16 protein-coding genes are annotated in these 25,155 nt (G+C 53.8%); 4 read left to right on the forward strand and 12 right to left on the reverse strand.

Annotated elements, in window-relative coordinates; genetic code table 11:
• Positions 1–83: 83 nt before the first annotated feature.
• Positions 84–1,835 (forward strand): sensor histidine kinase, encoded by a 1,752-nt coding sequence (locus tag MHH28_RS14750; RefSeq protein ID WP_405116111.1) that lies wholly within the window; start codon positions 84–86, stop codon positions 1,833–1,835.
• Positions 1,813–3,420, forward strand: coding sequence for a response regulator (locus tag MHH28_RS14755; RefSeq protein WP_405116113.1), 1,608 nt, complete (start codon positions 1,813–1,815; stop codon positions 3,418–3,420). Before MHH28_RS14750 ends, MHH28_RS14755 begins: the two co-directional genes overlap by 23 nt.
• A gap of 5 nt (positions 3,421–3,425) precedes the next feature.
• On the opposite strand, the gene MHH28_RS14760 is transcribed toward MHH28_RS14755, so the two are convergent.
• From MHH28_RS14760 to MHH28_RS14785, 6 genes are all read right to left on the reverse strand, one after another.
• Complete coding sequence (locus MHH28_RS14760; RefSeq protein ID WP_405116115.1) at positions 3,426–6,398, reverse strand: GH36-type glycosyl hydrolase domain-containing protein; 2,973 nt, start codon at positions 6,396–6,398, stop codon at positions 3,426–3,428.
• 221 nt (positions 6,399–6,619) lie between these two features.
• Complete coding sequence (locus MHH28_RS14765) at positions 6,620–11,143, reverse strand: carbohydrate binding domain-containing protein (protein ID WP_405116117.1); 4,524 nt, start codon at positions 11,141–11,143, stop codon at positions 6,620–6,622.
• Between the two features lie 237 nt (positions 11,144–11,380).
• Positions 11,381–11,590: a hypothetical protein gene (locus tag MHH28_RS14770; protein WP_036690502.1), complete on the reverse strand. Its 210-nt coding sequence runs from the start codon at positions 11,588–11,590 to the stop codon at positions 11,381–11,383.
• Between the two features lie 14 nt (positions 11,591–11,604).
• Positions 11,605–12,126, reverse strand: a complete 522-nt coding sequence (locus MHH28_RS14775) for a PRC-barrel domain-containing protein (RefSeq protein ID WP_405116119.1) — start codon at positions 12,124–12,126, stop codon at positions 11,605–11,607.
• Between the two features lie 88 nt (positions 12,127–12,214).
• Positions 12,215–13,366, reverse strand: coding sequence for a cysteine desulfurase family protein (locus MHH28_RS14780; RefSeq protein WP_405116121.1), 1,152 nt, complete (start codon positions 13,364–13,366; stop codon positions 12,215–12,217).
• A 151-nt stretch (positions 13,367–13,517) separates the two neighbouring features.
• Complete coding sequence (locus MHH28_RS14785; RefSeq protein ID WP_405116123.1) at positions 13,518–13,988, reverse strand: DUF523 domain-containing protein; 471 nt, start codon at positions 13,986–13,988, stop codon at positions 13,518–13,520.
• A 101-nt stretch (positions 13,989–14,089) separates the two neighbouring features.
• On the opposite strand from MHH28_RS14785, the gene MHH28_RS14790 reads away from it, so the two are divergent.
• Both MHH28_RS14790 and MHH28_RS14795 read left to right on the forward strand, forming a co-directional pair.
• On the forward strand, positions 14,090–14,788 hold the full coding sequence (locus tag MHH28_RS14790; RefSeq protein WP_405116125.1) for an SOS response-associated peptidase: 699 nt from the start codon (positions 14,090–14,092) through the stop codon (positions 14,786–14,788).
• Between the two features lie 160 nt (positions 14,789–14,948).
• A complete protein-coding gene (locus MHH28_RS14795) occupies positions 14,949–16,718 on the forward strand; it encodes an alpha-glycosidase (protein WP_405117104.1) in 1,770 nt (589 codons plus the stop codon).
• A gap of 140 nt (positions 16,719–16,858) precedes the next feature.
• On the opposite strand, the gene MHH28_RS14800 is transcribed toward MHH28_RS14795, so the two are convergent.
• From MHH28_RS14800 to MHH28_RS14825, 6 genes are all read right to left on the reverse strand, one after another.
• Complete coding sequence (locus MHH28_RS14800) at positions 16,859–18,442, reverse strand: response regulator (protein ID WP_405116127.1); 1,584 nt, start codon at positions 18,440–18,442, stop codon at positions 16,859–16,861.
• 28 nt (positions 18,443–18,470) lie between these two features.
• Positions 18,471–20,210: a sensor histidine kinase gene (locus MHH28_RS14805; protein ID WP_405116129.1), complete on the reverse strand. Its 1,740-nt coding sequence runs from the start codon at positions 20,208–20,210 to the stop codon at positions 18,471–18,473.
• A 72-nt stretch (positions 20,211–20,282) separates the two neighbouring features.
• A complete protein-coding gene (locus MHH28_RS14810) occupies positions 20,283–21,119 on the reverse strand; it encodes a carbohydrate ABC transporter permease (RefSeq protein WP_405116131.1) in 837 nt (278 codons plus the stop codon).
• Positions 21,119–22,012 (reverse strand): carbohydrate ABC transporter permease, encoded by an 894-nt coding sequence (locus tag MHH28_RS14815; protein WP_405116133.1) that lies wholly within the window; start codon positions 22,010–22,012, stop codon positions 21,119–21,121. The genes MHH28_RS14810 and MHH28_RS14815 overlap by 1 nt, the downstream gene beginning before the upstream one ends.
• A 70-nt stretch (positions 22,013–22,082) precedes the next feature.
• Complete coding sequence (locus MHH28_RS14820; RefSeq protein WP_405116135.1) at positions 22,083–23,432, reverse strand: ABC transporter substrate-binding protein; 1,350 nt, start codon at positions 23,430–23,432, stop codon at positions 22,083–22,085.
• 15 nt (positions 23,433–23,447) lie between these two features.
• Positions 23,448–24,908: a glycoside hydrolase domain-containing protein gene (locus tag MHH28_RS14825; protein ID WP_405116137.1), complete on the reverse strand. Its 1,461-nt coding sequence runs from the start codon at positions 24,906–24,908 to the stop codon at positions 23,448–23,450.
• Between the last annotated feature and the right edge of the window lie 247 nt (positions 24,909–25,155).

Below are 25,155 nucleotides of genomic sequence, written 5' to 3' on the forward strand. Positions count from 1 at the left end.
AAACCACCTGCTTTTCGTAGAGTTCATAGTCTTATGATACACTTCTCCATATTACAGCAAATGTCTTGAAAAGGATGATCTTTATGGTGGCATGGCGTCCCAACCTGTTCATTAAAATGGTGGCAATCCTGCTCTCCCTGATTGCAGCCACACTCTTGTTCTACGGAATGTCCTACCGTAAGGATGTCGGAGTCATTACCAGTCAGATCAAGACCACCGACCTCAATCATCTGGAATTCCTGACCCAGCAGATGGATAACAACATCAACCAGCTGGCGGGCAGCATGTATGCGCTGCAGAGAGATCCCACCATCCGCGATTATGAGCAGATTACACAGCTCGGCCATCTCATTGATCCCGCCCAGACGATTATGACGGTGCTGGAGAAGCTGTCCCTCCAGACCAGCTCCAGTACGTGGGAGAACCGGATTGTTGTGTACAAGCCCTTCAGCGGGGAGACCTTGGGCTCGGATTCCTCGCTGTCCTTCGATGTCTCTGTCCTGCACAAGCCGCTTCCGGCAGGCTGGGAGTATATCTCGTCGGACAGGGCCGGCGGCGCGGAGGCAGGCTTCCGGCTGCTCTTGTCGGACCCTGCCCAGGCAACAAGCCGGCCGCGCGAGGCGCAGCTGCTGATGTCCATGTATTTCCCGGTCTCCACGATCGAACGGATGTTTGATGCCTACCAGTCACAGAACACGGGAGATACCTTCTTGTACCATCCGTCATTCGGGGTCATCCTCTCGCGGAATTCGGACCGCCAAATGGCGGAGCAGATCACAGAAGCACTGAACTTCACGGCCGGGAAGAGGACTTCGGACATCTTCAACCTTAAGCAGGGCAGCTTCCTGGTCAGCTCGGTACCCTCTTCGGCCATTGACTGGCAGGTCGTGCATTATTCACCGCTGAAGGCGATTCTGCAGCCGATCCGCAGCAGCCGGACTTCCTTCCTGACGGGATCGGCCATCCTGCTGGCGATGAGCCTGCTCTTCTCCTTACAGCTCTACCGCCAGGTGCAGCGTCCGGTGAGCCTTCTGCTTCGTTCGCTTAACCGGATGAAGGAAGGCCGATGGTCTACCCGTATCCATACGCGGACCAATCCGGAGTTCACGCTGCTCAATGAGGAATTCAATGATATGGCCGAGAAAATCCAGTCGCTGATCGAGCAGGTCTACCTGGAGCAGCTCCGGGCCAAGGATGCCCATCTGAAGCAGCTTCAATCACAGATCAATCCGCATTTTCTGTACAACTGCCTGTTCTTCATCAAGAGCAAGGCCGCCATCGGAGATACGGAGTCCGTCGAGGCGATGGCACTCAGCCTGGGCCAATATTACCGCTATATTACCAGGGTCGACCATTCCCTCAACACCCTTCAGGATGAGCTGAAGCTGCTGGAGAATTACCTGAAGATCCAGAATCTGCGGAAGCAGCGTATCCGCTACGAAGTGGATATGGAGAGTGAGCTGCTGGACCTGCATCTTCCGCGGCTGCTGATTCAGCCTCTGGTCGAGAACAGTATCATTCATGGCATTGAGCGAAAAATCGGCCCGGGCTTCATCCGGATCACCGGCCGCCATACCCGGGAAGCCATTCTCATTACTGTAGAGGACAACGGTGCCGGTATGACAGAGGATGCTATTGCCGCGCTTCAGGCGCGTATAAACGAAACCACACGTGAGGATGGAGGCTGCGGACTATGGAATGTCCAGCAGCGTCTCAAATCCCATTACGGCGAGGCTTCCGGCCTGATGATTGCCCCTTCACCGGAAGGCGGCCTAATAACAACTCTCCGTATGGAGAAGAAAGAGGACTCTTATGCACCAAATTCTGCTGGTTGATGATGAACCCTATGTGGTCGATGATCTGTCCATTTCGATTCCCTGGGCGGAGATGGGCTTCGGACAGGTCCACAAAGCTTATTCCGGGTATGAGGCGCTGGAGCTGCTTCAGCGCTATCCCATCGATATTGTAGTCACAGATATCAATATGCCGGAGCTGTCAGGCACCGAGCTGATTGCCGCGATCCGCAGCCGCTGGAAGCATATCCGGGTGGTTATGCTGACCGGCTATGCGGAGTTTGAATATGCCCGCAAGGCCATTGAGGAGCAAGCCAGCGCCTATCTGCTCAAGCCGATTGCGGGCGACCAGCTGATCGCCGTGATCGGCAAGCTCCAGGAGAAGCTGCGCAGTGATTGGGAGGCCTGGTCCTCCCACCAGCGGACGATGCAGACCTTCCGCGAGCATCTGCCGATCCTGCGGGACCGCCTGCTCGGGGAGCTGCTGCAGGGACGGAAGCTGCCCAGGCCGCTGCTGCAGGAGCGGCTGTCCCAGTTCGATCTGCCGCTGTCGACGGACCAGCCGGTATGTCTTGCCGTGGTCCGTCCCGAGGAGTTCTTCCGGCGCCAGGATATGCACAGCATGCTGCTGTTTGAATATGCGATTATTAATATCGCCCAGGAGCTGTTCCAGGACCGGTTCCTGATCTGGTCCTGCAAGGATGTACATGATTATCTCGTATTCCTGCTGCAGCCCAGGGATGATCTTGAACACGGCGGCAATCCGGGAAATGAGGTGGCCCAGGCCGCCTACCAGCTGCAGAATCATGTCAGTACCCTGATGGGAGGCGGCTTGTCCGTGGTGACCACAGGCTGGGGAGACTTCCCGGATCAGGTCTATACCCTCTATCAATCGGCCATCTCAACCATCCGCCAGCATATCGGCAGCGAGACCGGCATCTATCTCGATACCACGGACAATAGCAGCTCCCAGCCCGTGGAGATTCTCCAGCCGCTGTACGAGCCTCCGCTGTTCTTCCACATGTTCGAAGCGAACAACTGGCAGGGCATCGAAGACAAGCTGAACGCCATCGTGACGGATCTGGCCCATAGTCCGGAGCGGTCACTGGAGCATATCCACGAAGCCCGGCTGCATCTGGAGAGCGCCTTCTATTACTTCGCTCACAAGAATAACAAAATGCTCAGTGAGATTGTCGGCAATCCGCTGCTGGAGCAGGCTCCCTTTCAGACGCCGGACATGCTGCGGGAGTGGGCGATGGAGGTTATTGTCCTGCTGAGAGAGCATTTTGAATCCGAGCGGCGCAACAGCCGGACCGTGCTGATCCGCAAGGTGCATGAGTATATCAACCGCAATCTGCACTATGTCTCCCTCCAGGCCATCGCCGACCATATCCAGATGCATCCGGTCTATCTCTCCAAAATGTACAAGCTGGAGACCGGCAAGCGGATCAGCGATTATATCAGTCAGGTAAAGATGGAAAAAGCGGCGTATCTGCTCATTCATACGCCGCTGAAAATTTATGAAGTTTCCTCGGAGCTCGGGTACTCCAACGCCCATTATTTCATTAAGCTCTTCAAGGAATATGCGGGGATGACCCCGCATGAATACCGTGACCGGGCGCTGTAATCCCCTCAGCCTGCGAAGGTCAGCTCCACCTCATGGGCGAAGCCGTCATCTACGGCCGGTACCAGGCCGTCCTCCAGCACCCGGCCGTCCAGCGTCAGGCGGGCCGAGCCCTCCTGCATGCGGTGGAAGCCCTCCGGCTTGCGGACCTGAATCCGGTAGGAGGAGCTGCCCAGCTTCAAGGTATAGGTGAGCTGCGTCTGCTCTTCCCGCAGCACCGGACTCAGTGCGATGCCCTGCTCCGTATATTCAATGCCCAATGCTTCCATCAGCGAGAGGGTGAGCCAGGTCGAGGTGCCGCTTAGCATCGGACCGATGTTCTCACCGGTCTCGCTGTTGTTATATTGGGTGCAGAACCGCGGATTCCCGCAGACGGCAAACGGATCGTCCATCGTCTTGAACGGCATAATCCGGTCCAGCAGCCAGTAGCCCAGCCGGCAGAGCTCGGCGGCAAGGTCCAGGCTGGACACTTCCTTGGCTCCCTTGAACATGGCCGCAGCAGCCATCATACAGGCATGCTTGAATACGCCGCCGTTCTCGCGGTCGCCCGGGAAGTATTCATCCGAGGCTGTATGGGTCGATACCCGGCCCAGCGCCACCGGCGACACCAGCTTCATGCCGTAAGGCGTCATCAGATGGGCCTTCAGGGTGTCCAGCATCACGGCAATCTGATCTTCATCCGCACAGCCCGCCAGAATGCTCCAGCTGAACGAATTCAGGAAGTACGAGCCGTCCTTCTCCGGATCGGAAGACATGCCGTCCCCGGCAGCGCCAAGATACGTATATTCACTGTTCGGGTAGCGGTTGAACAGCACGCGGGCGAAGAAATCGCCCTTCCAGGCATGTTCCTGGATGCGTTCGCGCAGCTTGGCTCCGAAGCCTGTCAGCTCATCTGCATACGTCTGCTCGCCTTTGCGGACAGCCAGGGCAGACAGCTCATCGACCGCCACCTTCAGCAGGAAGGCGTTCATGACACTCTCGGAATAATCGCTCTCCAGCGAATCCCCGAAGACGCCCCCGGCCTCCAGCTGCTTCCGGTAGAGGGCTTCCTTGGCCGGGCCGTTCAGGTAGGTGTCATCCAGCTTCAGACAGTCGTTCCAGTCTGCGAAGTCAAGCAGCGGCAGGCCGTGGCGTCCGATCGAGATCTGTCCGGAATAGACAATAATCGCCTTCAGCGTCTCGAATACCGGCCGACTGGTATCCGTGCCTGCTACCGGACAAGACTCATCCAGGAATTCCACATCCCCGGTCAGCATGACATAACGGTAGACGGCCTGGATCAGCCATAGCGCATCGTCAGACCATTTGCCCGACTCTTTGCCTTCCCAGAAAAAATTGTGATACGCATACCCCAGCTCGAATACCATACAGGTCCATTCTTTCAGCAGGCTCTTGACGAGGCCGCTCTTGCCCATCCCGGTGAAATAATACATCGAGGCATACATATCCTGAATTTCACGGAAGCCGATCTCCCGGTAGCCCTTCTGGGTCTGACAGAAGGAACGGGAGACAAAGCTCTGATAGAGCACCTGAAAAGGCAGGTTGCGGTTCACGAACTGATCGAAATCCGCGTCCCCGGAGGATACTTGCAGGAACTTGGAGTACTCCCGCACGAACTTCAGGGACTCGGCCAGGGCTTCTTCGGCCGACCGGCGGCTGGTGAAGCGGGCGATCAGCGCACCTACCTCTTCCTCCAGTACCGTATTACTCCAGGATGCACCGCTCTTGTCGGAGACCAGACCCGTCAGCTGGTCAACCGCTGCCGAGGCTCCGGCAGGAACCTGAATGTCCCCCGCTACCGCGAAGAATCCCGGCCCCTTGCGGTGCAGAATGCTGCTCAGCTTCAGCGCGCCGGAGGGGCGGTGCAGCGAGCCGGTGCCGACGAACTCATTGTAGCTGACGCAATATTCGCGCGGCAGCACCGGTCCGTCTTCCCCGTGGATAATCATCGTATGGAAGCGCAGATCATGGCGTCCGCCTTCCGGGTAATAGTCGGGGCTGATGGCAGCCACGGCTCCAGTAGAGTCCTGCAATACGCCGCCTTGCATAATCACATTGCTGTACAGCACATCCTCGAAGAGAGCGCCCGGTGCGGCCGAACCGAACATGCCCGTGTACACCAGACGAACCTGGCGGCTGCTCTCTCCATGGTTCGTAATCTCTACCCGCTGTATCTCGGTCGCCAGCGGCAGACCTTCGGCATGCGGCAGAATGAAGATCGTGCGTGTAATCTCAAGTCCGCCGGACATGCGGTAAGTGATGATGGTTACATTCTGCGAATGGCGGCAGACCGCCGATTCAATGCCTTCTCCGTTCGGATCCGCGGAATAGAAGATCTGCTTCCCGCCCTCGAACAGATAGAATTGGCGGTTAGCCGGGAAGCCGTTCTCCTCCTGGCGCATGTCCCACCGGGTTGCCAGCACCTGGGTAGCCGCATGGGAACGGAAGCTGCCGCCGCCATGGCGGTCCACCACGCTTTTCGGAGTAGTCTGGAGCGGATGAGGGAACTCCAGACGGTTGCCGAGCAGCAGATTGACTGCGAAATGCGGACCCGGAACCGGGGAGCGCAGGTCAATTACATGCTCGCCTTCCGCGTTAAGGCTACCGGCCCAGCCCGGTGCAGCCTGAAGCTGCGCCAGCGCCGCGCTTGCTGCTGCCTCCGGTATGGCTACTGACTGTTCCTGCTTCCCAGCATGGCGGATATACAGGGACAGTGCCGTGCCTGCAGCGTTTACGGCGAACAGTGCAGATGCACCGGCCTCTGCCGGCAGCAGCGCTGCCACAGCCGGGAGCTTCAGCAGCTCCTGAATGGCAGGCAGCCGGAGCGGCAGGCCGGCTATGCCGACAGCTCCGATGCACTGGGAATCCGTGAAGACGGCGCTTAGCTGCCCGCCTGCGTCAATCCGGTCTGCGAATGCTTGTCTCAGGATATCCTCGGGCGAAGCAGCCGCTGCTCTTGCGGTATTGAATTTCAGCATCATGAATGGTTCTCCTCTTTTCTTTTCTTTGTGGGACACGGAGCGCCTTATGGACGGGAATCATTCCCCATATGTATGATGTATGGACTTATCTGGCACTCCTCTCAGTAAAAGCACGGAGAACGGTTGCCCGTCCTCCATGTACTGATTATAAAAGTGTCTGCGGCCAGTCTAAATACCAAATCGCAAGCCTGAATAACAAAATCCAAAGCATGCCAGCATGCTCAAGGTACAGATACTGTTCCGTTATTGGTGAGCACAATATCATCCACATCTACTGTCAGATGCCCAGTGCCGCCATCCTCGATTTTACCCAGCTCGAATGAAATGCGGCCGATGGAGGTGCTGCCTCCGGCAACATCGAATTCCACAGTATACTCGGCGTATCCGCTGTCCAGATCAACGATTTTGCTTGTATACCCGTGCCAGGTATAATTGTTCGCTACATCCAGCCAGCCGATGCTGATATTCATTTTGCGCTTCACATCCGCTTTGGCCTTGAAGGTAAGGGTGTAATGATTGCCTTCGTTATAAGCGACTCCCTCATAAAAGACCTGCCGGTCCCAGGTGTTCGTTCCGGTGGAACCCACCTTGATCTGCAGTGCTCCATCCACATTGGCAATCGCTAACTCACCGTTGTCAGAGGAGTAGCTGCTCCAGCCCTTAAGAGGAGCCGAGAAGTCTCCGTTCGGAATCAGATTCTCCCCGTAGGACTCACCGTCCAGCACCGGGCTTACCTGAAGCAAGGAGATATTGCTCAAATTGACCGTGTGCGCTCCCAGCTCTTCGGAGATCTTGCCCAGACTGAACTGGAGCACGGCTCCAGGATCGGTGGCCGGGGCAGTGAACAGATATTCATAGTGTCCTCCGGCTTCGCTGAGTCTCAGCTCCTGTTCCAGATAAGGAGTCCAGATATTATCGGCTGAACCGTCACGCTGAACCAGCGCTTTAATCTCCCGGGCAACCGAAGCATCCGCATCGATGCGAAGCAGATATTTCTTACCCTGCTCTACCGGGATGCCCGATTGCTTCACCTGTGCATGCCAAGCCTCTGTTCCAGTTCCGCCGAGGTTAACCTGCAGCTCTCCATACACCGCCTGCATTACAGTGCTCTTCCCGGGATCATCCGGTTCCCAGTCCTTCTTGAACAGCGTCCAGTTGTCTGTGGAAGCCTCCTTGAAGCTGCCGTTCATCACCAGCTCGCGGGACAGATCCAGCCAGGCCAGATTGTAGCCGCTGCCGCCAAGACGGATGTAATAGCTTCCCGCAGGCAACTCCAGCGGGGCGCCAACGATCGCACGGTAGGCCTGAAGGCCTCCGGTATCGCCAACTGCCGTACTGTAGACCGATTCCGTCACCACATTCTGCTTACCGGCATCAAGCACCGACAGCGTAAGCTCCGAATCCGCGCGCACACTGGATACGCGGGTTACCGGAACAATGCTTCCTGCCTGAGGCAGCACTACCTTGTATTCCACATAGTCGCCCTTGTCCATATCCGTAATATCCTTGCCGCCTTCGCCGCTCGGAATCAGGCCGGTTCCTGAGGCTCTCCAGAACTGGTCCCCCCGCAGATGCAGGTAGTTAGTGAGCACTGGCGGATCGGTCATCCGTACCAGGCGCACATTGTCAATCTCGGTCTGCCCCGCAGCCGCGCCCAGAAGGAACGATAACGCAGCTTCCGTGCCGGACCCGCCGGACAGCTCAATTTCTGCGGTATAGCTCTTCCACTCCGGTGTCAGAGTGAAGGTGGTTCCGTCAGGATACACCGTCTGTCCACCGCTGGCCGCCAGCTTAATGCCTAGCGGCTGCGACTGAGCCGATCTCGCATCGAAGGCAAGCTGATAGACAGCTGCCGAGGATACAGGGATTCTCGTCTGGGTCAGCGTCACATCCTCCGGCGACTCTCCGGCCTTCTGTACATCCGCCCGGAACTCCCGCTTCATCACCGGCAGTGCAAGCGTATTGGTTACACTGGCCTTCGCCGCTGCTCCCGAGTCCTGGTTCACGGCAAAGTTCCAATACCCCAGCCGCGCTTCTCCCAAGTCGAAGCCTCCGTTATAAATCAGGTTGCCGTCGGCAAGCGGGGTGCGCACTACCGGCAGCGCCTCTGTCTCTGCCACCCGGACATTGGCGAAATAGGCAGCAATATTGTTCAGTCCCAGATTGAACTCAAAGCGGGCATTATTGTCCGAAGCCTTCGCCATCGTAAAGCTGTATTCATACGGCTGCCAGTCCGGCGTAAGCTGGAAAGTGCGCTCCCCGGAATACGCCGTCCATCCGCCGCCGAATTCGGTCAGCTTGCTCATGAGCGGCCGGGCTGCGTCCGCCTTGGCATCGAAGGTTACCTTATAGGCTTTGCCCCGCTCCAGCAGCAGCGGCTTCTGCGCAAGCTGAATGGAGTAATTCTGGGTTCCGGGCTTTTCGACGGCAACCTTCACTGCTTTGCCCTTATCCTGATCATCAATGACCGAAGCGGTTCCGCTCCCGCCCTCATTCTCAATTAGTTCCCAATATTCCGGCTGACCCTGGGCTGCTACAGTACCCTTGAAGTCTCCGTTGTAAATCTGATTCCCGTCTGCCAGTGCAGGACGCTGCGGGGTCGACAGCCCCGGATCTATAGGCCGCTGTCCTGTTACATCCGGCCATTGATCGAGGTTCTTGTATTTGTAGACCCTTACGTAGTCCACATACATCTTATCCGACTTGAAGTCGGCCTTCGGATCGCCCGGCCAGTCGCCGCCCACAGCCAGATTCAGAATCATATAGAACGGCCGGTCAAACGGTGCAGGGTACGTATAGTAATCCGGCTGGCCTTCGGCCTTCGTTCCCCAGTCACTCGTCTCAAAATACAGATTACCGTCCACATAATACCGGATCAGGCCCGGAAGCCATTCCAGCGTGAAGTCGTGATAATCATCGGCGAAGGTCTGGCCTTCCGGCAGTACGTAGGTTTTGGTCTGGGACGCATGCGGAATATCGTAGTGAATCGAACCATGGACGGTTCTTGGATACAGTTCCGCCTGTTCTGGCTTGCCGGCAACCGGTCCTGTCAATTCCATAATGTCCATCTCGCCGCTTCCCGGCCAAGGTCCATACTGCGTCTCATCATCGGTTGGCATCATCCAGATGGCAGGCCACATCCCCTGCTGAACCGGCAGCTTGGCCCGCACGGTGAACTTGCCGTACGTCCAGTCGCCCTTCATCTTGGAGGTCAGCTTGGCTGAAGTATAATTCTTCCCGCCGTGAGCCTGCTTCCGGGCTTCCAGTTCCAGCACACTCTGACCGCTCTCCTTAATAAGCGAGGCGTTGTCCGGGTGATAATACTCCAATTCGTTATTGTATACCGTTCCGGTGTCCTGTACATTCCATTTGCTCTCATCGATCTTGTGGCCGTCGAATTCGTCATTCCAGACCAGCTCCCATGGGTTGCTCTGGGTTGGCGGAGTCGGCGCTGGTGTAGCCGTTGGCGCTATGGTTGGCTCAGCTGTTGGTGCAGGTGTGTCACCGCCTGAATATCCGCCGCCCGCTTGGGCCGGGGCAGCGGTAGCCTTGGCACTCGCCTGCGCTGTAGCTCCATTGCCGGACAAGTCCCGGAGCGTCTCGCCGGGCTTGAGTCCCTGGCCGTTCAGCAGCACGCGGTCCGCCTGGTTCTCAAGCAGGCCGATCTGCCCCCGGTTCACGATCTCTGATCCGGCTGCGCCTGCGCCGATGACCACAGCTTCTGCGCGGGAATCCGCTCCGATCTCCACCTTCGCCGGCTTAAGCAATTCGATCCGGGTGGCGGCGCTGTTATCCTCCAGTACCATTCGTACCGGAGTGGAGAGCTTATTCAGCCTGATCTGCCCCAGGGTGGATTGGCGGAAGACCACGGAATGGTCGCCTCCTCCTGAGACATGTGCTGTCCCCTGCACCTTGATGCCCGAGAACGTGACCTCCCCTTCCCCAACTCCGGCAGTTACATAGAGATTGCCGCTCACGGCTCCGCCTTCAAGCTGCACATTCGCCCGGTTGACAATCAGGTTGCCGGACACAGCTCCGATCTTCTGGCTTCCCTCGCCTGAGCTGATCCACCCGACCATCCGGCTCAGCAGCTCGGCCAGCTCGGCCCGGGTCATCTGCCCCTTCGGGTTCAGCTTGCCGTCCGCATCGCCGCGCAGATAACCGGCGTCCAGCATCGCACTCACGGCTTCCCGGGCATAGCCGCTGACCGCTGCCGCATCAGACTGCGCAGCCAGCGCACCGGGGGAGCCCGCCTCCAGCGTGAATGCCCTGCTCAGCATGGTTACGGCTTCCTGGCGGGTGACAGCCGCTCCCGGCTGGAAGCGGCCATCTGCGTAGCCTTGGATAACGCCTGCGGCATTCACGCGGCTTACATCCTTGCCATACCAGGAAGAAGCGCTTACATCACTGAATACAGTGAGGCCTGAATCCGTGTAACGGAACACCCGGCTGATAATGGCGGCCATCTCTGCCCGCGAGACTGCTTGTCCCGGTCTGAATTGTCCTGCCTCGTCACCCTGCAGAATGCCTGCGGCTGACAGCCTGTTCACTGCGGCCGAAGCCCAGTGCTGCTTCATATCGGCGAACTCTGCCGTGTGGGTTGTATCTGTACTGCCTGCACTTACAGACAGTCCGGCTGTGTCCTTACGGCTGTCTGCCTGCGCGATTCCTGCAGTTCCCGGAAGCTGAATTCCTGACAGCAGCAACCCGGCGATCAGGAGCTTGGATATTCCTTTGTGGTACATCTGAACATTCCCCCTTGTGTAGAGCCTAGTAGAATCCTGGCCGCTCGCCAGTCGATTTCAGTATAGAGTCCGCACCCCGGGGGGCGACATACCAATTCCTTAGCCCGTATAACAAAGATGCAACTTTCGTAGTGGCGGACGGCAAAAAGCCCAACTTCCGGGCGGCTTCAAAAGCCGCCCGGAAGTTGGGCACGGCGAATCTATGTAACTGTTAGCCGGTTATGGATCAGGCAGTGATCAAGAGGATGCGTGGATCTGCGGGAAATCCTGTGCAACTTCTTCACCCGAGAACAGATCGTCAAGCGAGCTGAGCGTGCCATCCTCTTCAACCTGATAAACCGACATTTTCTCGCCGTTGACCGTAAGTTCGATGAAGCAGCCCCAGCAATAGAACTGGTGGGAACCGATCTTGCCGATATCCTTGGAGTTGCAGTTTGGACACTTCATACAATACATTCCACCTATCCGTTAACAATATTAATGGCTTTTTGAAGCCGTTCCTCACTCATCGCGGGAACCAGTACAGAATCCTCTCCGATGGACATTCCTTCAGAACAAGGCAGCCATTTGCGGCCTTCGATCAAATCAGTTACAAGCCCGTCACTGATTTCCAGCGCTACTATTGTGTTTCCCATCTTTTGGTCAAAATAAACATCGGATATCCGCCCCAGCACCGTTCCCGATGCAGTAAGCACCTGCCTGTCCTTCAATTTGTTCTTTCCCAAGAGGAAAGTATAGGATATATGGTCAGCGTCGACCTTGATAATCGACTCTTTATTGCGGATCATGACAGCATCTTCGCCATAAGCGGCAATATTATCCCATGCCACAACTTTCACATGACTGGAGAAAAAAGATTTGCTTTCCAGTTCAATACCCGTAATATTCCAGTTTGAATCCAGTCCGATATCGATTATTTCGCCGACTTCCGTACCTTCTTCAACTTCATACACAGTGAGGCCGATCATATCCTGAAGCTTCATGGTATCCAAGTCCCCTCACCTTAAGTATTGCTTACGGGTTCCCATGGGCCAGAGTACCTCTCACACGGCTGCCAGTATGCACGGACGCCTAGTTTCTAGTACGCAGCCGGCTCACAACGGTTCCAACTTTCTGGGCAACAACCTGCATTTCTTCATTAGTATTACCCAAACCTGTACTGAAGCGAATCGCAGAGTTCAAAAGTTCTTCCGGAAGCTTCATTGCCCGGAGGACATGCGAGATTTCCAGCGATCCTGAGGTGCAGGCTGAGCCGCTGGCCGCCGCAATCCGCTCCATGTCCAGGTTCATGAGCAGCACATCTGTCTTCGCTCCGGGGAAGCTGATATTCAGAATTCCCGGCACCGTATGCTGTTCATTTCCGTTGATGACATATCCTTCTGCTCCGACCTGCTTGTCCAGCCCCTCCAGCAGCGTTCTGCGGAGCTCCAGTGCCTGCTCATGATGCTCCGGCAGCCCTTGCACAACCAGTTCAACGGCGCTGGCGAACCCGGCGGTATGAGCCAGACTCTCCGTACCCGCCCGCCGTCCGCGCTCCTGAAGTCCGCCATGCTGTCTTGGCATCAGCGGCGCTCCCCGCCGGACGTACAAGCCTCCAATCCCCTGCGGACCTCCGATCTTGTGGGCCGAGAAGCTCATATAGTCTACCGGCAGCTCGCGGAGCACCAGGGGCAGCGTGCCCAGAGCTTGTACGGCATCTACATGCACAAGTACCCCCCGTCCGGCCGCTAACCTGCCAATCTCTTCTATAGGCTGTACAGTTCCCACTTCATTATTCACATACATTATGCTAATCAGTACTGTGTCCTCGCGCAGGGCCGCTTCCACATCTTCCAGAGAGACCCGGCCGGTAGAATCGACAGGAAGATAGGTAACCTCGAACCCCTGCCCCTCCAGCTCCTCGCAGGTATGCAGTACCGCATGATGTTCAACCGCTGTAGTAATGATATGTCTACCCTTGGAAGCGGAAGCATAGGCTGCGCCGAACAGAGCGAGATTATCGCTCTCCGTGCCGCCGCTTGTAAATACCCACTCCTCGGGAGAACAGCCCAAAAAGCCCGCGATTCTGTCGCGCGCTCCATTGATAATTCTCTTGGCAGACCGTCCGAACTGGTGCACACTGGACGCGTTGCCGTACTCGTTCAACAGCATATTATACATAACCGCTGCCACCTCCGGATGAACCGGTGTTGAGGCGGCGTGGTCCAAATAGATGGGTTTCATAACGAAATTCTCCGCTTCTTGAAATTCAGGATTTTCTTACGGCAAGGCCGTTTCCACTTGCAGGACTACTAGATTATACTGCTGAACGGCTTGTTTTACCACCTGTTAATAAACACAATATTGTAACATTTGTCCATGGAGAGAGCCGGGCTCACCCCTCTGATTCCGGCAAATAATCCGCAAGCAGCGCTTCGGAGATCACTTCAATCCCGTTCAGCCGCAAAAGAGCCGTGGTCACTCCTTCTCCGGGTACTTTCTCACCTGCAAATTCCCCGTTATAGATCATAGAGCTGCCGCAGGAAGGGCTGTTCTCCTTAAGGACAACAAGCGTTGCCGCTAAGCTTCGTGCCTGCTCCAGGGCTGCATAAGCGCCATCTATATACATCGCAGTTACATCATTCCCTCGTCTGTCCACTACCCTGGCTCTGCCCTCAAGCACATCCCTGCCACTGCCGCCTATAATCTCAGCCGGTTCTCTCGGGGTGGTGAAGCCGCCCATCAGCTCCGGGCATACCGCAACCGCCTGCCGGTTGTCCAGCAGCCGCCGGATGTCCTGCTCCAGACAATCGGTTCCGTTATATCTGACCTTCATCCCTGCCAGGCAGGAGCTTACGATAATCATAGCCGCCTTCTCCCTTCGCAATCTTCAGTCTCATCTTATATAATGCTAATGCAAGCTGTACTGTCTGTAAACATATTAACCATTCAGGGAGGCACGGCAAAATGTGCGGAAGATATACGATTACCGTAACGCTGGAAGAGCTGATCGCCAAGTATTTCATCCAAGAGCACCCGCTCATTCAATATGCGCCGAGATATAACGCGGCTCCGATGCAGTCGATTCCGGCCGTCATTCATGACGGCACACAGAATAAGCTTGGAGAGCTCCGCTGGGGGCTGCTCCCTTCCTGGTCCAAGGAGGACAAGAACGCCGCCAAGCTAATCAATGCCCGCAGTGAGACCCTGCTGGAGAAGGCTTCGTTCAAAGGGCTGGTCGCTTCCCGCCGCTGTGTGATTCCTGCAGACGGCTTCTATGACTGGAAGGTCCATGAGGGCGGCAAGCAGCCGATGAGGATTACGATGCGGGACGGGAAGCTGTTCTCCATGGCTGCTCTGTATGATATATGGACCGGAACGGACGGGGCAAGAATCTCCACCTGCACGATTATCACCACGGCCCCGAATCTTCTGATGAAGGATATCCACGACCGGATGCCGGTCATTCTGGATGCGGACGGGGAAGCGCAGTGGCTGGAGCGCAGCAACCGGGATATTCCCGCCCTGATGAAGCTGCTGCGGCCTTACGATGCGGAGCAGATGCTGGCTTATCCTGTCTCCTCAGCCGTGGGCGATGTCCGTAGCGACTACCCGGAGCTGATCCGCAGAGCCGGGCCGGAGATGGTACAAGGCACGCTGTTTTGACTACTGCATTGGAAGGAATATCTGCTGTTTGAAACCTGTGATCCCCGGGTATTAACTAAAGCTCATACATCATAATATCCATCCACAATACGTATCCCAGGAGGTATTTCATATGGCTCTCAGCAGACAAGCAGTGCCCTCAAGCTCACCCGGCTCCTCCATCGCGCTTGAATGTCTCTATCATTCTTCGCAGGGGAGATGGGCATATGCGTATAACAAGGACACCTTCCACTTAAGAATCCGCAGCAAAAAAAATAATGTAGACCGGGTATTCGCCTTGATCGGCGACAAATATGACTGGGAGCAGCATCATCAGGAGCTGAGCATGCGTAAGGTGGCTACCGACCGTTTCTTTGATTACTGGGAAGCAGAGGTTGTCCCCGAATTCAAACGGTTCTCTTACGGCTTCCGGCTGGAAACCGGTCAAGAGACGGTATGGATGCTCGAATCCGGCTTCTTTACAGAAGGGCTGCCTGCGCCTGCCGGAGGCTACTACGAAATGCCTTATCTCCATGAGGCCGACCTGCTGCAGGTTCCCGGATGGGCGAAATCCGCAGTCTTCTATCAAATCATGCCCGACCGGTTCGCTAACGGAGATCCGGCGAATGACCCGGAGGGGACGCTCGAATGGGGCGCACCGCCCACCCATGACAGTTATTTTGGCGGCGACCTGCAAGGAATGATTGACCATCTGGACTATATTTCGGAGCTTGGCGTAACGGCGCTGTATCTGACCCCGATCTTCCAGGCTCCCAGCAACCATAAATATGACACCGTTGACTACGGAACGATTGATGCAAGCTTCGGGGATCTCGATAAGCTCAAAGAGCTGGTGGAGCTGGCCCATTCCAGAGGGCTGAAGGTAGTCCTGGATGCCGTCTTCAATCATACAAGCTCCGAGTTTGCACCGTTCAAGGATGTTGTTCAGCATGGGGCGGATTCCAAATACGCAGACTGGTTTCATATCCATGATTATCCCGTTCAGGTGGTAGACGGCAAGGCCAACTACGCTACCTTCGGCTTCTTCAGCGGGATGCCCAAGCTGAACACCGCGAACCCCGAAGCCAGGGATTATCTCCTGGATATCACCACATTCTGGCTCAAGGAAGTACATATCGACGGCTGGCGGCTGGATGTGGCCAATGAGGTGGATCATGTATTTTGGCGGGATTTCCGTAAAGTGGTCAAGGAGATTAACCCGGAAGCGTTCATCATCGGCGAGGTATGGAGTGACTCCCTCAGCTGGCTGCAGGGCGATCAGTTCGATTCCGTGATGAACTATCCCTTCTCTGACCGAATGCTGAAATTCTTCGGTTCAGAGGAGGAGGCAGATCCCGGCAGCTTCGCCGATGAAATCTACGGGCTGCTTATGCGTTACCCCCGGCAGGCGAATGAAGTCCTGTTCAACCTCCTGGCGAGCCATGATACCCCAAGGGTACTTACCCGGCTGGGCGGAGACAAGCGGCGGCTGAAGCTGGCCATCACCTTCCTCTTCACGTTTACCGGTACGCCGTGTATTTTCTATGGAGATGAGATCGGAATTACCGGCGGGGATGACCCGGACTGCCGCAAATGCATGATCTGGGAAGAGGACCGGCAGGACCGGGAGCTGCTGCGCTTTTATCAGAGCATCATCGCCCTGCGCAAGGAGCATGAGGTGCTGCGCACCGGCCAGTTCCGCTTCCTGCAGAGTGATCCGGGCAGCCGCGGCCTGGTATATGAACGCTGGAATGAGCACGCCCGCTTCACCGTCTGGATGAATCCTTCCACCGAACCGCTGACTCTTACGCAAGCGCTGGACGGCGGCGGGACTTGGCAGGATGCCTTCAGCGGCGAGCCGGTAGAGATGAACGGCGACCAGGTCCGCATGACGCTTGCGCCGCTGGAATACCGGATTCTGTATAGCGGACAAGCTGGCTGCGAAGCCTGATACACCAGATTGTAACTGGCTCAAGCCAAAGCAAGCTGCAAATGACCAAAAACGTAAAGCAGCGATCCTCTAACAGGAGAATCGCTGCTTTGCTGAGCGTTGTAATTCAGTTATCCTAATTAACTGACACAACCCTTTTTTTAAACACCGGTCTGTCGGTAATCATCACTTTTCATCATATGTTCTTCTCTATACTGGCCGGGACTTACGCCCACCACCTTCTTGAACACCCGGCAGAAATACCGCTGGTTATCATATCCGACATTTTGCGATATTTTGAATATTTTGAAGCTGCTTTCTCTCAGCATCTTTTTCGCTGTCTGAATGCGCAGCAGAGTGACATATTCCAGAATGGTCTGTCCGGTCGACTTGGAATATAAGTTGCTTACATAGGAAGCATTGAGCCCAAACCGTTCTGCCAATTGATCCAGCCCAATATTTTCATGGTAATGGGATTCAAGGTACGCTTTGATTTCCTGAACCACTTTTTCCTTCATCGTAGTCTTGGTTACACTCAAATAGAATTGCACATTCTTCACTAAATCCTGCAGCTGTTGCTGCAATGACATCCAATCCGGCGCTTCTAGTATCCTGTCTATCAGCTGCGTGCGGGCACCGGTCACTTTCTCAATATTGATTCCATAGTCCTGCTCGATCAGATCGAGCATCCGGTTCCCCCACTCTATACCTGCCTTCTTCAGCAGAACAGGAGCCATCAGCCGCCCCGTTCCCCACTCCGTCCAGCGTTCAAGCCTCTCCTCGAACTCTTTCGGTTCATAACGGACGAAGGATTGGAGGTAGTCAGACCAATCGGTCAGCCACTGCTCGGATACGCGGGTAATCTCCTCCAAGCGGCTCCCCTCCATAACCGGAACCCCAAAGAATCCCCCCATTTCACATGCCTTATCGGCTGCCGCAAAAGAGAGGTTAGCCTGTATGATCCCAGTTACGACCGGACCCACTCCAAACGACAATGAAATATCGTCCGATGAGCTGTCATTCGAGAAGGCTTCGGCTGCAGCCAGCATAATTTCTGTTAACGGATGGTTCTCCTCCATGGCCGCCATACATAGCAAGATCACTTTCTGCTGCTCGTAGAGCAGATCCACAACGATTCCGCGATTCGTCAAAAAGCCAAGGAGAGCATCCGTAGCGCCATTGTTCTTCATTCGTTCGAGCCACAGCGTCTCCGTACTTCCAATCACGAGGACCGCAAACTGGTTATATCGTTCGTAGGGCGTCTGATCAAACGACGGGCGTTTGGCATGGACGATCAGATCTGTAAACGCCGCCCGGTCCAAGGCTGTTGCATTCCGAAGCTCAGGGCGATTCTCCGTTAGATCCGCTTTACGCTCCAGACGCTTGAGTGCCCTCGATACAGTCTTGGCTACTTCCTCCAGTTCTGCCGGCTTGATCAGATAATCCACCGCCTCCAGCTTAATGGCTTCCTTGGCATATTCAAACTCGGAATATCCGCTCACGATGATACATTCCGCCTTACGGCCTTTCTCCTTCAAGGCACGGATCAGCTCCAGCCCATTCAGGCCGGGCATCCGAATATCAGTCAGAACAATGTCCGGATCGGAGTGAAGAATCCGTTCCAGGGCTTGCTTGCCGTTAGTTGCCGTCCCCACGATCCGTATCCCATATGCGTTCCAGTCGATCATGGCCGACAAGGTTTCCACCACCAGCTGTTCATCATCCGCTATAAAAAGTTTATACATGATGTAATCCCACCTTCATAGCCCGGTCTTAATCCATTATTCCAATCCTTAGGGTAACCTTGGTTCCGATGCCTGGAATGCTGTCTATGCGGAGTCCGTGGTTCTGGCCATAATGCAATTGAATTCTTTCCTGAATGTTCCTTAATGCATATCCCTTGGGCTGCATAACCGCAGGATCGAAGCCTACTCCGTCATCCTCGACTTCGAATACAAGCGTCTCTCCTTCGGTACGTCCCCTAATGTAAATATTCCCATGGCTCTCCTTCAGCTCGATTCCATGAAAAATCGCATTCTCCACCAGCGGCTGTATCAGGAGCTTGAGCATGCGGATCTGTTCAATTTCCGGTTCGAGCTCGATGGTCACCTCGAATTTTCCGTTATAGCGGATATTTTGAATCTCCAAATAATTTTTCACCTGGTCGATCTCATTGCGGACTGTTGTAATGTAGTCCCCATTATTCAAGCTTAACTTAAACATGTTAGACAGCGACATGACCATTTTCGAAATGTTCTTGGCACCGATTCGTTCGGCCATCAGATAGATGGAATTCAGCGTATTGTACAGGAAGTGAGGGTTGATTTGACTTTGCAGCGCGTGCAGCTCTGCTTCCCTCTCCTTCAGCCTGGCTTCTATTAATTTGTCCGATAATTCGGAGTTGGTGCGGAAGGTCCTCAAGAACTGATTGCCTATTTTCCCGATTTCATCTTCCTCCTGAAAGAGAATTCCTTCGACCATCTCCCGTTTGGCCGCTTTTCTGGCAACGGAGGAGAGTAGCGTCAATTGCTTCGTGATACGCTTCGAGATTAAATACGAACCGTAGGCGGCCAGCAGGAAAGCCACCATCGTCAGCGTGAGCGTAACATTACGTATCCAGACAATCTCCGAATTGATGTTAGAATAAGGGATCATGCTGACCACTTTCCACTGGGTTACCGGATTGGTATCGAAGGTGATGACATACCGCTCTCCGCCCATTGTTTCGATGCGGGTACCCCGATCAGGCAAGCCATAGAGCAGATTCATTTCTTTTGGAGGAAGCTGTTTCAAGTCGGCAGTGCGGGAATTATAATAAATGACTTTATTTTGCTCCAGGATCATCAAATTCCCGTTTTCCGCATTGGAAATGTTCTGAAACATTTCATCGAACACCCGTCTGTCAATTGAAATAATTAACATGCCGATCGGTTCGAGCGTCTCCAGATTGTTTAACTGTTTACCATAGAGCAGCAGGTTCGGACTATCCTTGACAAGCCTGACTTCATCGCTGTTCAGCCACAAGCCCCGCCCACCCATATCCCCCACCTGTTGATACCATTTCGTCCGTGAGACTGCCTGATAGATATTGTCGTACGTTAGCCTGTCCCATTGATTTGTGGTAATCAATTCCCTTTGCCCGCTGCCCACATAAACGTAACGTATATAGGATTTGTTGTTGGTAATATTGACGATCAGACTGCGGGTCGCATTTTGAAGGTCATAGATTTCCTTGAAATCATTTTTAGTATAGGCAAGGAAACTCTGAACATCCCGGGAGGACAACATCAGCTTCGAGATTGCTTCCACATCATTCACGAAAGTCTGGATATTCCAATTGATGGAGCCCAGCAAGTTGGAGGTGGTATCGGATATCTTGTTTTCGATCACTTTGCTTACATAGACGAAGGTTAAGGAAGCAATCAGGACAAGCGGCAGCAAGGAGCAGGCGATGGACAGTATAATGATTTTGCTGCGGATGCTAATCGACAGGAACAGCCGGTGTATTTTCATGAGATCCTCCTGACCCAGCAAAGTTGCAGCCCGGTACGTTCAGTATACCTTCTGACACAGGGATGCGGGAGATCAACCTTTCGTTGCCCCTGCGGTCATGCCGGAAATAACGCTCTTGTTGAAAATGAAATAGACCACCATTGTCGGAAGGGTCGTGATGCTGATTGCAGCAAAGGTCGCTCCCCAATCCGTCAAACCGTACTGCCCGATATAATCCATTAAGCCCACGGGAATGGTTCGTGACTTTAGGTCATGAATAAACGTATTGGCAAAAATAAATTCATTCCAGACGAATATCAAATTCATAACGACAACTGTAACTATCGTATTCCGGGATAGAGGGAAAATCATCCGCCAGAACACCTGGTACACACCGCAGCCATCCATTACAGCGGCCTCCATGATCTCATTCGAAATGTATTTATAGAAGCTCACGAACAGATAAATCGAGATCGGCAGGGCAAAACCTACTTGGGGCAAAATCAGAGAAGCGAGCGTATTGATAATTCCTATTTTGTTATAAAGAATGAACAGCGGTATGAGCACGACCTGAATCGGGATCATAATGCCGCACAGAAATAAGAACAACACACTTTGGCTCCATTTAAAGGACATCTTCTCGATCACGAAAGCGGCCATGGCACTGAATAAGATCACAAGCACGATGGTCGTCACGGCGACTATGAGACTATTGGAAAAATAAGTCCCCAGGTTCCCTTTGCTCCACACATTAAAGTAATTATCGAAAGTGTATTGGCTCGGCAGGCTGAGCGGATTATCCCCTGAAAAATCGTTAGGCCCTTTAAAACTGGAGATGAACACCCACACCAGCGGATACACTTGAATGACAAGCAGCGCAAAGGAAACCACTAGTAGAACCGCCTTGGAATATCCGGAAATTTTCATCATCAGGTCTCCTTACTGTCCATCATCCGTCTGATAAAGGCAACTGCAATGAGGCTTTCAATGACGATAAATACAGCCATCGCGCTGCCATAGCCGAAGTCCAGACTGGAGAATGCGGTTTTATACATATAGGTTGGCAATAATTCTGTTACGCGGCCAGGCCCCCCGTTTGTCATGATATAGGGAATGTCGAACCCCTTCAGCGCCCCTGTAGTCGCCATAATAATTGAGACCATCAGAACCGGCTTGATTAGCGGCATTTTGATCGAAGTAAACAGATTCCACGAAGAAGCTCCGTCAATTCTGGCCGCCTCCTCAATATCAGAAGGAATGGAGATTAATGCACTATACAGGATAATCATATAAAGACCGATATAACGCCAGCCTTCGGGTACCGATACCGCACCCAGAGCCCAATTGAGGTCGGACAGCCAAGGTTTGCTCCATTCTCCAAGACCGATCTGCTGCAGGCAAAAGTTCAGGATTCCGACCGGCTCAAACGAGTACACATTTTGGAACAATTGTGCTATCGCTACTGATGTGATGATGGCAGGAGCAAAATATAAGGTTTTGAACAATTCTCTCCCTTTGGTGATGCTGGTCAGCAGGATGGCAACCAACAAACCGAGAAATACCTGCATGGCTACAATAATGGAGACATAGATCAGATTGTTGCTGAACGCCTTCCAGAATGTCTTGTCGCCGCCGAACATCTTGGTGTAATTGTCAAAGCCGATATAGAGCATATCTGAAACCCCGTCCCAGGAGAAGAAACTGAAATACATCGACCAAAGGATTGGCGCCAGCACGGTGAGCAAATACACCAATAATGCGGGCAGCAGAAAGACGAGAGCGGCTTTGCGGTTGCGCAGGACTTTATCCATATGCTTGCTCATTCCCTAATTTTAGTTTTATTGTACTTACAGCAGCCAACCGGCTTGCGGCTGGCCGCCATGTTTAGTATCGCTATTTGAAGTATTTCGGCGCGTTTTCTTTAATTGCCTGATCCATTAGTTCGGCAAATTCTTCCGGAGTATGGGCTCCCAGAGCCAGGGCATTCAATTCGTTGCCGAGCAGCTCATTCGTGGCCGGATCAAGGCGCGTATCCCACGGGACCGCAAAGACGTTACCGGATTTTGCGATTTCGTCTTGAATTTTATAGAAGAGCTCCGGCATCCCCTGTTCTTGATCAAGTGAATAATTGAAAGGCGAGAATTGGCCTTTTTCCGTATAGGCCTTCGGATATTGCTCCAGCAGGAATTGGACGAATTCCTTCATCGTATCATCGAAGGTCTCCTGGTTGAAGGCAACGCCGATGCCCGAGTTGATAAAATAATCATTTTCCGCAGTAGTGGCGCCTTCCATCATAGGAAGCCGGAAAAATCCGATATTATCCTTCATTTCAGCGCTTACTTTATCATTTACGAAGTTCATAGTTTCCCATGAACCCATGTAATACATGCCAGCTTTGCCGCTCAGGTACAAATCGCGCGCTGCGGTGTAATCCGTTGCAGTGAACCCTTGCTGAAAATACCCTTTGGTTCCCAGATCGTGAACGAACTTAATACCTTCCATACCGGCCGGATCCTTGAAGGATGCTTTCCCTTGCTTTACGTTCTCGATAAAATCATTGCCTGTCATACGGAACGGTTTGTACGCCAGGTACCGGAGAACCGGCCATTTATCCTTGCCATCGACGGCAATCGGTGTAACCCCGCTTTGCTTCAGCTTCTCGGCAACCTCCATGAACTCATCGAACGTCTTCGGCGGCTCCAGGCCAAGATCCTTGAACATCTTGATGTTGTACCAGAATACCTCGATTCCATATTCCAGCGGGAAAGTATACATGCTGCCGTCTGCGAACTGCTGATATTGCAAGGCCACCGGACGGAAATCTTCATACTTCCCAAGCTCCTTCAGCAGTTTTTTCATATCGACCAGTTTGCCTTGCTCCACCAGTTTGGAAGCATAGGCATCCGGATCTGTATCAAACATGGCGGGCATCTCATTGCTCGCAATCAATGTCCGCAGCTTCTGCAGATAGGACGGGCGGTCTCCCGTGCCCTCCAGCACCAGCTCGAATTCCGGATGCGTCCTTGAGAACTCCTCTGCAATCTCCTTTACGGTAACAGCCGGAGGGCTGTCTACGCCGCGGGCCACGAACCACTTGTAGGTTTTCTTGTTTACCTTCTGCGGATTTGCCGATCCGGTTTCTGAAGCGCCGTTATTCGTATTTCCGCCTCCACATGCGCTCACCATCGCCACCAGGACAACCAGGGATAACGAGAGAGTCAGCCATTTGACATAACGTTTCATTTATAAGACCTCCTGTTAGTTGGGAACCGAAATGGATGCCTGTTCAAAGTTCGCCCGGCCTTCCTGAACAAAACAGCCCCAGTTGCCGGTTTTTAAATTATACAAACGTGTAGTCATGGCGACCTGGTCGGCCAAGTATACGACGCAAACCGAATTCTCCACAACGATCTCGATATTATAATTAGTATCGGCATGCAATTCTACCGGCACTTCCAGCTCCACCGCATGCGGGTGGTCTCCTTTGAGATGCCACTGCATTTCCCCCTCTATCCGGCGGGGCCACATGTCGAACACCAGACGGTTATGAAGGGGTTCCAGACGAATATAATAGGCATCGTTGTTGTCCTCGCTTGCACGAAGCATAATACCGCAGCTTCTGGTTCCTTCGGAGAAGGATAACCGGGCCGAAATTTTGCAGGTTTCCGGCATCGAACCCGCAGATATACAAGAAAAGGTCTCGTCAGCCGCCGCCGCTATCCCTTCCTCTGACTCCTTCCAATCCCCAAGCCGGGAGCCCCAGACAGCAGCATGTTCATTTGAAAAATGACGGGAGACTGTCTCTGGAATCCGAACTGTTAATGTCCCATCCTGTTCCTGAACGAGTTCGTGCACGACCAGATTCCCGGCCCATTGCCAGTCACCATAATCATCCCCATTCTCCTTGCTGGGGTCCCAGCCAAATGCATATCGCTTGTTTCCGTCACTCCATGTTTTGGCGGCATAGAACGCCCTGGCGTCAAACGCATCGTTTCTCGGCGCCGTCCAAGGTCCGCTTAAAGATTTACTCATACGGTAATGGGTGACAAACCGCTCCGAGAACGTAGAGTATACCAGATACCACCATTCCCCGATTTGAAATAAGTCCGGGCATTCGTGCGTCACGTACAGTTTCGGATTCCAGAACGGTTCGCGGATCTCCCATTGCCTGAGATCCTTCGAAGCACAGAGCGCGATGCTTCCCCGGCGCCGGGAAGGACCTTCTTTGTTCCTTGCGGCGAGAAGCATCCAGTACTCCCCCGCCTCTTCGTTCCAGAATACAAAGGGATCGCGCCAGTCATGCCGTTCATATTGAATACCGTCGGAATAGAAGGTATCCTCGGGAATTTTCCGCCACTGCTCCATATCCGTGCTCACAGCGTGCATGACGCATTGGAGCGGCACCCCGTTCTCCACGAATTCCGGATTCGGGTTGAGGCCGGTGTAGAATAGATGGTATTCTCCATGAGCTTCGATGATCGAGCCGGTGTAACAGTTGAGATCCTGCTCACTCACACTTCCATGCTTTAGCATTTCGCCCATTTCTTCGTAGTGTACGAAATCGCTTGTGCGTAACTCGAACCAGGAGGTTCCCTCCCCGTGAATACTCTTATTCTCCCTCCAGTCATGAAGATAGAACAAACGGAATGTACCGTCTTTATAGTAGGGAATGAGGTCTCCCACCCAGGCTCCTGGCGGCTTGTAAAACAGATTCGACAATGTTTGCAACCCCTTTCTTTTAACGTGCCTTGAGTATATAACACCAAGAAAGCGCTTTATATTCTAACTTCTTTATCCTGTGTTCATTATTTTTGGCTTTTTGTATCAAGCGGAAACAAAAAGACAAGCCCCGGGGAGGGGCTTGTCTTTTTATAGCCGTTTGTTACCCTGTAGCAGGCTTCTAAAGGTGATATACTGCTGTAAAGACCATTGCTTTTCATACACTATACAATGACAGGAGCGCCGC

It is taken from the genome of Paenibacillus sp. FSL K6-1217, from assembly GCF_045040735.1.
GTDB lineage: Bacteria > Bacillota > Bacilli > Paenibacillales > Paenibacillaceae > Paenibacillus_AQ.